The sequence below is a fragment of the Streptomyces altiplanensis genome (assembly GCF_053591575.1).
Window position 1 is genome coordinate 40,736 of sequence record NZ_JBSFUB010000052.1, and the last position, 9,334, is coordinate 50,069.

General features: G+C 71.1%; 7 protein-coding genes. 3 read left to right on the forward strand and 4 right to left on the reverse strand.

Annotated elements, in window-relative coordinates:
• Positions 1 to 85: 85 nt before the first annotated feature.
• Both ACWD0Y_RS22140 and ACWD0Y_RS22145 read left to right on the forward strand, forming a co-directional pair.
• The gene (locus tag ACWD0Y_RS22140; protein ID WP_450262038.1) at positions 86 to 1,837 is read left to right on the forward strand and encodes a sensor histidine kinase; all 1,752 of its coding nucleotides are present in this window, start codon (positions 86 to 88) and stop codon (positions 1,835 to 1,837) included.
• Positions 1,834 to 2,514: a DUF7342 family protein gene (locus tag ACWD0Y_RS22145; protein WP_093798633.1), complete on the forward strand. Its 681-nt coding sequence runs from the start codon at positions 1,834 to 1,836 to the stop codon at positions 2,512 to 2,514. The genes ACWD0Y_RS22140 and ACWD0Y_RS22145 overlap by 4 nt, the downstream gene beginning before the upstream one ends.
• A gap of 60 nt (positions 2,515 to 2,574) precedes the next feature.
• Here ACWD0Y_RS22145 and ACWD0Y_RS22150 read toward each other — a convergent pair whose 3' ends face one another.
• The 3 genes from ACWD0Y_RS22150 to ACWD0Y_RS22160 form a co-directional block, all read right to left on the reverse strand.
• A complete protein-coding gene (locus tag ACWD0Y_RS22150; RefSeq protein ID WP_450262039.1) occupies positions 2,575 to 4,167 on the reverse strand; it encodes a solute symporter family protein in 1,593 nt (530 codons plus the stop codon).
• Between the two features lie 41 nt (positions 4,168 to 4,208).
• A complete protein-coding gene (locus ACWD0Y_RS22155) occupies positions 4,209 to 4,706 on the reverse strand; it encodes a DUF485 domain-containing protein (RefSeq protein ID WP_450262040.1) in 498 nt (165 codons plus the stop codon).
• Positions 4,707 to 5,373: 667 nt separating this feature from the next.
• Positions 5,374 to 7,494, reverse strand: coding sequence for a DNA gyrase/topoisomerase IV subunit B (locus tag ACWD0Y_RS22160; protein ID WP_450262041.1), 2,121 nt, complete (start codon positions 7,492 to 7,494; stop codon positions 5,374 to 5,376).
• A gap of 434 nt (positions 7,495 to 7,928) precedes the next feature.
• Between ACWD0Y_RS22160 and ACWD0Y_RS22165 the strand changes: the two genes are divergently transcribed.
• The gene (locus tag ACWD0Y_RS22165) at positions 7,929 to 8,159 is read left to right on the forward strand and encodes a DUF7455 domain-containing protein (RefSeq protein ID WP_344490462.1); all 231 of its coding nucleotides are present in this window, start codon (positions 7,929 to 7,931) and stop codon (positions 8,157 to 8,159) included.
• Positions 8,160 to 8,265: 106 nt separating this feature from the next.
• Here the strand turns inward: ACWD0Y_RS22165 and ACWD0Y_RS22170 are convergent, their stop codons facing one another.
• Positions 8,266 to 9,096: a S1 family peptidase gene (locus ACWD0Y_RS22170; protein ID WP_450262042.1), complete on the reverse strand. Its 831-nt coding sequence runs from the start codon at positions 9,094 to 9,096 to the stop codon at positions 8,266 to 8,268.
• Between the last annotated feature and the right edge of the window lie 238 nt (positions 9,097 to 9,334).

The window sequence follows — 9,334 nt, forward strand, 5'->3', positions numbered from 1 at the left end:
GGCCGGCCCTGCGAGCCGCCCAAGGGGCGAGCGCGCGGCCACGGGATTTCGGAAAGGCGAGCCCGGCGCTCTACCGTTCGTAGACATGAGCGCCGCACCGACCGCCCCCGCCAGACGTTTCCGTCTGGGCTGGCCCCAGCGCGTCTTCTCGCAGGTCCTCCTGATGCAGCTGGCCATCGCCGGCGGCGTCGCCGTGCTCGCCACCGGCCTCTTCCTCGCCCCGCTCAGCGATCAGCTCGACCACGAGGCGATGCGGCGCGCGCTCGCGATCGCGCAGACCACCGCGGCCCAGCCGCAGCTGGCCGACACGCTCGCCGGCTCCCGGCCCGCCGCCGAAGGGCCCGTACAGGCCGGGGCCGACCGCATCAGACGCTCCACCGGCGCCGAGTACGTCGTGGTCATGGACGAGCGCGGCGTCCGCTGGTCCCACACCGACACCGGCCAGATCGGCAAGGTCGTCTCCACCGACCCCAGCGAAGCGCTCGCAGGCCACGAGGTCATGGAGATCGACGAGGGTACGCTCGGCCGCTCCGCCCGCGGCAAGGTCCCGCTGCGCGACGCCGGCGGCGAGATCGTCGGCGCGGTGTCGGTCGGCATCGAGTACGACAGCGTCCGCGCCCGGCTGCTGGGGGCGATCCCCGGGCTGCTGGCGTACGCGGGCGGAGCCCTGGCCGTCGGCGCGGTGGCGGCGTACCTCATCTCCCGCAGGCTCCAGCGGCAGACCCATGACCTCGCCTTCTCCGACATCTCCGCGCTGCTGGCCGAGCGCGAGGCGATGCTGCACGGCATCCGCGAAGGTGTCGTCGCCCTCGACGCCGAGGGCAGGATCCGGCTGATGAACGACGAGGCCCAGCGGCTGCTCGGGCTCGGCCCCGAGGTCACCGGGCGGCCGCTCGACGAGGCCCTGGGCGAGGGGCGTACGGCGGATGTGCTGGCGGGGCGGGTGACCGGCGAGGACCTGCTGACCGTGCGCGGTCAGCGCGTGCTGGTCACCAACCGGATGCCGACGGACGACGGGGGCGCCGTGGCGACCCTGCGCGACCGTACGGAGCTGGAGCGGCTCGGCCGTGAGCTGGATTCGACCCGCGGCCTGATCGACGCCCTGCGCGCCCAGGACCACGAGCACGCCAACCGGATGCATACGCTCCTGGGGCTGCTGGAGCTGGGCATGCACGAGGAGGCGGTGGAGTTCGTGACGGAGGTCGCGGCGGTGCACCGCGCCACCGCCGAGCAGATCACCGAGAAGATCCATGATCCGCTGCTGGCGGCGCTGCTGGTCGGCAAGGCCACGGTCGCCGCGGAGCGCGGGGTCGCGCTGCGGCTCTCGGACGCGACGCTGCTGCCCGACCGTCTGGTGGACCCGCGCGGTCTGGTCACGGTGGTCGGCAACCTGGTGGACAACGCGCTGGACGCCTCGGCCGGTTCCCCGGACGCCCGCGTCGAGGTCGAGCTGAGGGCGCGGGGGCGCACGGCCGTGCTGCGGGTGGCCGACACCGGGCCGGGGATCCCCGCTGAGCAGCGGGAGCTGGTCTTCACGGAGGGGTGGTCGACCAAGGAGCTGCCCGCACACGGCAAGCGCGGCCTCGGCCTCGCGATGGTGCGCCGGCTGGCGGAGCGGCAGGGCGGCAGCGCCCGGGCCGGCGAGGGGGCAAAGGGCGGTGCCGAATTCACCGTCGTACTGCCGGAGGCACTGACGGACGCCGGACCGGCCGGCGCCGTGCCGACCGGCGCGGAACCGGACGGCACGGGGGTGGGCGGCACGGGGGTGGGCGCAGCAGGACTGATCGGCGGCGGGCCGGACACGGTGGCGCCGGACACGGCAGGAGAGACGCGATGATCGACGTTCTGGTGGTGGACGACGACGTCCGGGTCGCGGAGATCAACGCCGCCTACGTGGCCAAGGTGGCGGGCTTCCGCGTCGTCGGCCGGGCGCACTCCGCCGCCGACGCACTGGCACAGCTGCGCGCGCACCACGTCGACCTGGTGCTCCTGGACCACTATCTGCCGGACGGGAACGGGCTCGCGCTCGTACGGGAGCTGCGCGGGCTCGGCCTCCAGACCGACGTGATCATGGTGACGGCGGCGCGCGACATCGGGACCGTACAGGCGGCGATGCGCCAGGGAGCCCTCCAGTACCTGGTGAAACCCTTCAACTTCGCCGGGCTGCGCACCAAGCTGGAGGCGTACGCCGGGCTGCGCCGGACCCTCGACGGGGGCGGCGAGGCGGAACAGGCCGAGGTCGACCGTATCTTCGGGGCACTGTCCGTGACCGGCTCCCCCGACCTTCCCAAGGGGCACTCGCCGACCACCGCGGAGCTGGTCCGCCAGGTGCTGCTGGCCGCCGGGGGCCCGCTGTCCGCCCAGGAGATCGCGGAGCGGGCGGGCATGAGCCGGCAGACCGCGCAGCGCTATCTGAAACTGCTGGAGCGGTCGGGACGGGTGCGCCTCAGCCTCAAGTACGGCGAGACGGGCCGCCCGGAGCACCGGTACGCGTGGACGGCCGGCAGCCGCTGAGCGCGTGCGGGCCCCGCCGCCCTGCCGTCCGCCTCCCGTCTCCTGCCTCCCGCCGCCCGGTCAGGCCGCGCCCGCCCCCGTCAGTGAGCGCACCTCTGCCTCCGCGTACCTGGCCTCGTCCGGCGGACCGGTCGACAGCGCCGTACCGGCCCAGCCCGCGAGGAAGCCCAGCGGGATCGAGACCAGGCCCGGATTCTGCAACGGGAAGAGCTGGAAGTCGACGCCCGGGAAGAGCGCCTCGGGGCTGCCGGAGACGACCGGCGAGAGCAGCACGAGCAGCACGGCCGGGACCAGGCCGCCGTACACCGACCAGACCGCGCCGCGGGTGGTGAACTTCCGCCAGAACAGCGAGTAGAGCAGCACCGGCAGATTGGCGGACGCGGCGACCGCGAAGGCCAGGCCGACGAGGAAGGCGACGTTCAGGTCGCGGGCGAGCAGGCCGAGGCCGATGGCCACGGCCCCGACACCGGCCGCCGCGACACGGGCCACCGCGACCTCGCTGTGCTGCCTGGCGTGGCGGCGCCTGAGCGAGGCGTACAGATCGTGGGCGACGGAGGCGGAGGACGCCAGCGTGATGCCGGCCACGACCGCCAGGATGGTGGCGAAGGCGACGGCCGCGACGACGGCGAAGAGAACCGCCCCTCCGGTGGAGCCGGCGCCGCCGCCCAGGTCGAGCGCCAGCAGGGGAACCGCCGTGTTCCCGGCGGCGTTCGACGCCCGGACCTCGTCGGATCCGACCACCGCCGCCGCGCCGAAGCCGAGCACGATCGTCATCAGGTAGAAGCTGCCGATGAGGCCGACGGACCAGACGACCGAGCGGCGGGCGGCGCGCGCGGTCGGCACGGTGTAGAAGCGGGACAGGATGTGCGGCAGCCCGGCCGTACCGAGGACGAGCGCGAGACCGAGGCTGATGAAGTCGAAGCGGGCCGTCCAGTCGCCGCCGTACCGCAGGCCGGGTGCCAGGAAGTCCGTGCCGTGACCGCTGCGCTCCGCGGCGGAGAGCAGCAGCTGGTTGAAGTCGCCGTGGAAGCGCACCAGGACGAGCACGGTGAGCGCGACCGTACCTGCCATCAGCAGCACTGCCTTGACGATCTGGATCCAGGTGGTGGCCCGCATCCCTCCCAGCGACACGTAGATCACCATCAGCGCGCCCACGCCGATGACCGTCCAGGAACGCGCGGCCTCGCTGTCCCCGCCCAGCAGCAGCGCGACCAGGCTGCCCGCTCCCACCATCTGCGCCACCAGATAGAGAACGGACACGGTGACCGAGGAAGTTCCCGCCGCGATACGGACGGGGCGCTCGCTCATCCGCGCGGCGATGACGTCGGCGAGGGTGAACCGGCCGCAGTTGCGGACGAGTTCGGCGACGAGCAGCAGGACGACGAGCCACGCGACGAGGAAGCCCACGGAGTAGAGCATGCCGTCGTAACCGTAGAGGGCGATCAGACCCGAGATGCCGAGGAAGGAGGCGGCGGACATGTAGTCGCCCGCGATGGCGAAACCATTCTCCATGGGGGAGAACAGCCGTCCCCCCGCGTAGAACTCCTCAGCGGAGCCGTGCCGGTTGCGGCCCGCCCAGGTCGTGATCGCCAGCGTCACCGCGACGAACGCGCAGAACAGCAGCAGCGCGAGCGTCTGGTGCTGCGTGGTCATGGCCGGGCCTGTCGTCGCTGAGCCCGTCACCGCCGTGCTTGTCACCGGTCGGCCCCCCGCGTCAGTTCCTGGGTGTCCCAGCGGAGATCGAGCGCCGCGCGGTCCCTGCGCAGCCGCGCGTGACGTGCGTACGCCCAGGTCAGCAGGAAGGTGGTGAAGAACTGTCCGAGCCCGGCGACCATCGCGACGTTCACCGCGCCCACGACGGGGCGGGCCATCAGGTCGTGCGCGGTGGTCGCCGCGACGACGTAGGCGAGGTACCAGGTGAAGAACGCAAGGGACGCGGGAACGACGAACCGCCGGTAGCGGCTGCGCACTTCCTGGAAGGCGGCGCTGCGCTGCACCTCCAGGTAGATCTCGGCCGCGCTGTGGCCGGGCCCCGGGCCGCCGGGCGCGGGCGGCGCGACCGGCGTGGGGGCTCCCGTACCGTCCAGCTCGCCCCACCCGGAGGCAAGCGCGTCGTACCAGGGATCGTCGAACCGCACCGCTGCGGTCTCGCGCCCTTCGTGCTTCTCCACCGAACAGTTCTCCTTGTCCACGCACGGATTGTCCGCGTGCCAAGGATGGACAGAGTGGGAAGATCCAGGACTCTTCAATCCTTTCTCTTCACCCCTTCAGGTGACGGATGTCCCGGGCGGCTGTGCGAGTCCGTGCCGGTGGGCATACCGCGCCGCCTGTGCCCGGTCGCGCCCTCCCGCCTTGGCGAAGAGGCCCGACCTGGATCCGGGCGGCCCCAGGTGCACCACCGGTGCGGAGAGGCGGGGTGCCAGGACGCCGTGGATCTCCCGGGCGATACGGGCCCGCTCGGCCGGGGCCACGGGCCTGCCGCGCCGAGGCACAGGGAGTACCCGACGAGCGCGATCCCCAGCCCGGGCAGGGCGGGAACCACGGTCCGGCCGCCGGGACGACGGCCGCGACGCCCCGGAAGGCTTCCGGGCCGTACGCCGTACGCCGTACGCCGTACGCCGTACGCCGTACGCCGTCCAGAGGATCCAGGTGGTCGTCGCGACCCGGACCAGGACGTCGGTGACCATGCGCACCCGTGGCGCACCCAGCCGTGACGGGACCTCCGGGGACGGCCGCGCGGTCCAGCCGCCGCTCGCCTGCGATGTCGTGGAACGGCCCTGCGGACCGGAGGCCCGCAGGGATCGGAGCGTGGGTGGAGCTGTGCGCTCCACCCACGGGTGGTCTCCGTCCGGCGCCGGCTCAGGCGTCGATGCGCGAGCGGTCCAGGGTCGCCGCCGAGCTGGTGATGAACTCCTTGCGGGGCGCCACCTCGTTGCCCATCAGCAGGTCGAAGACCTGCTCGGAGGACTCCAGGTCACCGATGTTGATCCGGCGCAGCGTGCGGTGGCGCGGGTCCATCGTGGTTTCCGCCAGCTGGTCGGCATCCATCTCGCCCAGGCCCTTGTAGCGCTGGATGGAGTCCTTGAAGCGCACGTTCTTGCGCTGGAACTCCAGCAGCTTCTGCCGCAGCTCGCTGTCCGAGTACGTGTAGATGTACTTGTCCTGGCCCTTCTTCGGCTGGACGAGCTCGATCCGGTGCAGCGGCGGCACGGCGGCGAAGACGCGCCCCGCCTCCACCATCGGCCGCATGTAGCGCTGGAAGAGGGTCAGCAGCAGGCAGCGGATGTGCGCGCCGTCGACATCGGCGTCCACGAGCAGCACGATCTTGCCGTAGCGCGCGGCGTCCAGGTCGAAGGTCCGCCCGGAACCCGCTCCTATGACCTGGATGATGGCGCCGCACTCGGCGTTCTTGAGCATGTCCGAGACGGAAGACTTCTGGACGTTGAGGATCTTGCCCCGGATGGGCAGCAGCGCCTGGAACTCGGAGTTCCGGGCGAGCTTGGCCGTACCGAGCGCGGAGTCCCCCTCGACGATGAAGAGCTCGCTGCGCTCCACGTCGTCGCTGCGGCAGTCGGCGAGCTTGGCCGGCAGCGAGGAGGACTCCAGCGCGGTCTTGCGACGCTGCGCCTCCTTGTGCTGGCGGGCCGCGATGCGCGTCCGCGCGGCGGCGACGGCCTTCTCCATGACCGAGCGCGCCTGCTGCTTGGCGTCCCGCTTGGTGGAGGTCAGGAACGTCTTGAGTTCCTTGGCGACGACATTGCCGACGATCCGCGCGGCCGCCGAGGTGCCGAGGATCTCCTTCGTCTGGCCCTCGAACTGCGGCTCCGCCAGCCGCACCGTGACGACCGCGGTGAGACCCTCCATGACGTCGTCCTTGACGACGTCGTCCTCGGCGACGCGCAGCAGCTTGGCCGAGCGCAGCGCCTCGTTGACGGTCTTGGTGAGGGACCGCTCGAAGCCGGAGATGTGGGTGCCGCCCTTGGGGGTGGCGATGATGTTGACGAAGGACCTGACGGTGGTGTCGTACCCCGTGCCCCAGCGCAGCGCGATGTCCACGCCGAGCTCGCGGGTGACCTCGGTGGCCGTCATGTGCCCGCGGTCGTCGAGGACCGGCACGGTCTCCTTGAAGGTGCCCTGCCCGGACAGCCGCAGAACGTCGCAGATGGCCTTGTCCTGCGCGAGGTACTCGCAGAACTCGCTGATGCCGCCGTCGAAGCGGAAGATCTCCTCGGTCTTGCCCTCGCCCTCCAGGGCGCGCTCGTCGCGTACGACGATGGTCAGGCCGGGGACGAGGAAGGCCGTCTGGCGGGCGCGCTGGTACAGCGTCTCCAGGCCGAGCTTGGCGTCCTTGAGGAAGATCTGCTGGTCGGCCCAGTAGCGCACACGCGTGCCGGTACGCGTCTTGGGGACCCGCTTGACCTTGCGCAGACCGTTCGCCGGGTCGAAGGGGGAGTCGGGGCCCGACCCGGTGAACATGCCGGGGACGCCTCGCCGGAAGCTGATGGCGTGCGTCGCGCTGTTGCGGTCGACCTCGACGTCCAGGCGGGCGGAGAGGGCGTTGACGACGGAGGCGCCGACGCCGTGCAGACCACCGGAGGCCGCGTACGAGCCACCGCCGAACTTGCCGCCGGCGTGCAGCTTGGTCATCACGACCTCGACGCCGGACAGGCCCGTCTTGGGCTCCACGTCGACCGGGATGCCGCGGCCGTTGTCCTGGACCTCCACCGAGCCGTCCTCGTGCAGGACGACCTCGATGTGGTCGCAGTAACCGCCGAGGGCTTCGTCGACGGAGTTGTCGATGATCTCCCAGAGGCAGTGCATGAGGCCGCGGCTGTCGGTGGACCCGATGTACATGCCAGGGCGTTTGCGGACGGCCTCGAGCCCCTCGAGTACGAGCAGGTGCCGCGCGGTGTAGTTGGAGCCGTCACGGTCTGCACCGGTCAGAAGCGCAGTGGACGGCACGGACGTCTCGGCGGTCACGCGGTTCGCTCCTCGCTGAATTTCAAATGTGTCCCGATGGGGTACGGGCCCGGCGTGGGTCGCCGGTCAGAGGGTACCGAGGCCTGGTAGAGCCGATGTAACGCCACCCTCAGGAAAACTCATGCTAGTCCAGAGTCGTATGCACGTTCGATCCCTCGAAGGGGTGACGTGGACATCACGTTCCCTTCTAGGCATGAACCATTTAGGCTCCGGGCACGTCCTCATGAACAACCGGCAAGCCAGCCGGGAGGGCAGACCACCCAATAACCGACGCGAAACCGTAGAGCGACGCAATACGGCTCCTTCGCCGCTAACCGGCAGCAGACAGCCACCTTCGGAAGAATTTTCAAGGAAAAGCCACGAGCGGGAACGTTTTCGGCCTGGTTGGATGTTGACCCTGGTACGACAGCTCGTCGAGCTAGAGAAGAGGCGACGTGACTACTGTTCTGACCCCCGCGACCCCCCTGACGGCCGCTGACCGATGCGACCGATGCGGCGCCCAGGCCTACCTGCGCGTTGTCCTGGCCAGCGGCGGCGAACTGCTCTTCTGCGCCCACCACGGTCGCAAGTTCGAGCCGGAACTCAAGAAGATCGCCGCGGAAATACAGGACGAGACAGACCGGCTGACCCCCGTGCCGCCGTCCCCGGAAGACGAGGAACGCTGATACCTCGCCATTACGACGAGCCAAGGGCCGGTTACAGACCGGTCGACGGGCGGTCCCCCCGGAAACCCCGGGGAAGGCCGCCCGTTCTCGTACGCTGCAAGCGTAATCAGCCTCTGGTGGTCCATGCTCCGGGGGCCGCCGAGAGGCGTGCGTACACCCCGGGGCTCTGGGCCTGACCGCAGCCGCTCCCCCAGGAGACGAGCCCGATCAGCCGGCCGTCGGCCACCAGCGGCCCACCGCTGTCCCCCTGGCACGCGTCGTGGCCCCCCTCCGGGTCCCCGGCGCACAGCATCGTGTCCGCGCTGTACGTCCCGTAGGTGCTTTTCGGGTAGGCGCTCTCACAGGTGCTGTCGGGCAGCACCTCCACCGGCGCGGCATGCAGCTCGGACGCGTAGATTCCGGTGCCGGTCGTGTCCCCCCAGCCGTAGACGACCGCGCTCGTGCCCGGGGTGTACGCCGCGTCTCCCGGCCCCGCGGCCTTGATGGCGTGATGCGCGGGAAGCGAGACCGACAGCGTGAGCATTGCGAAGTCTCCCGTGTTCGTCCCGGCGTCGTACTCCGGATCGATCTGCGCGTCACTCACCGCGATCTCCTGGCCCCCCGAACCCGCCAGCTCACTGCGGCCCGCGACGACCTTCAGGTCGCGCACCTGGCCGAGCGGTACGCCGAGGACCTCCTTGCTCACGCAGTGCGCCGCCGTCATCACCTTGTCCGGCGCCACCAGCACTCCCCCGCAGAATTGCCCCGCCCGCGTACCTCCGAACCGGTCACGGCTGGCCAGTGCCACCACCCAGGGCGTCTCGGAGACCTGTACCGGCCGGCCCCCGATCACCACGCCGTCGGCGGCGGCGGTACCGCCCGAGACGTGCGGCGTTATGAGGGCCGTGGCCGCCAGGGCCACCACCCCTGTCAGAGATCCGGTAGAAGAGCGACGCATTCGTCCTCCTGGTTCGGCGCTGCAATGACATCCCCAGCGTCGGCCGGACGGCGGTGCGCCGCACCCGTGAAAGCCGAGGGCCCGGAGTCTCGCGTACGAGGCTCCGGGCCCTCGGTCCGGGCGGTGAACGACCAGGTACGGCCTAGTCGAGGTAGTCGCGCAGGACCTGCGAGCGCGACGGGTGGCGCAGCTTCGACATGGTCTTGGACTCGATCTGGCGGATGCGCTCACGCGTGAC

Bases quoted from the DNA above. Each gene is read 5' to 3' on its own strand.
- ACWD0Y_RS22140 (WP_450262038.1), top strand. From the start codon at position 86: ATGAGCGCCGCACCGACCGCCCCCGCCAGACGTTTCCGTCTGGGCTGG.
- ACWD0Y_RS22145 (WP_093798633.1), top strand. From the start codon at position 1,834: ATGATCGACGTTCTGGTGGTGGACGACGACGTCCGGGTCGCGGAGATC.
- ACWD0Y_RS22150 (WP_450262039.1), bottom strand. From the start codon at position 4,167: ATGACCACGCAGCACCAGACGCTCGCGCTGCTGCTGTTCTGCGCGTTC.
- ACWD0Y_RS22170 (WP_450262042.1), bottom strand. From the start codon at position 9,096: ATGCGTCGCTCTTCTACCGGATCTCTGACAGGGGTGGTGGCCCTGGCG.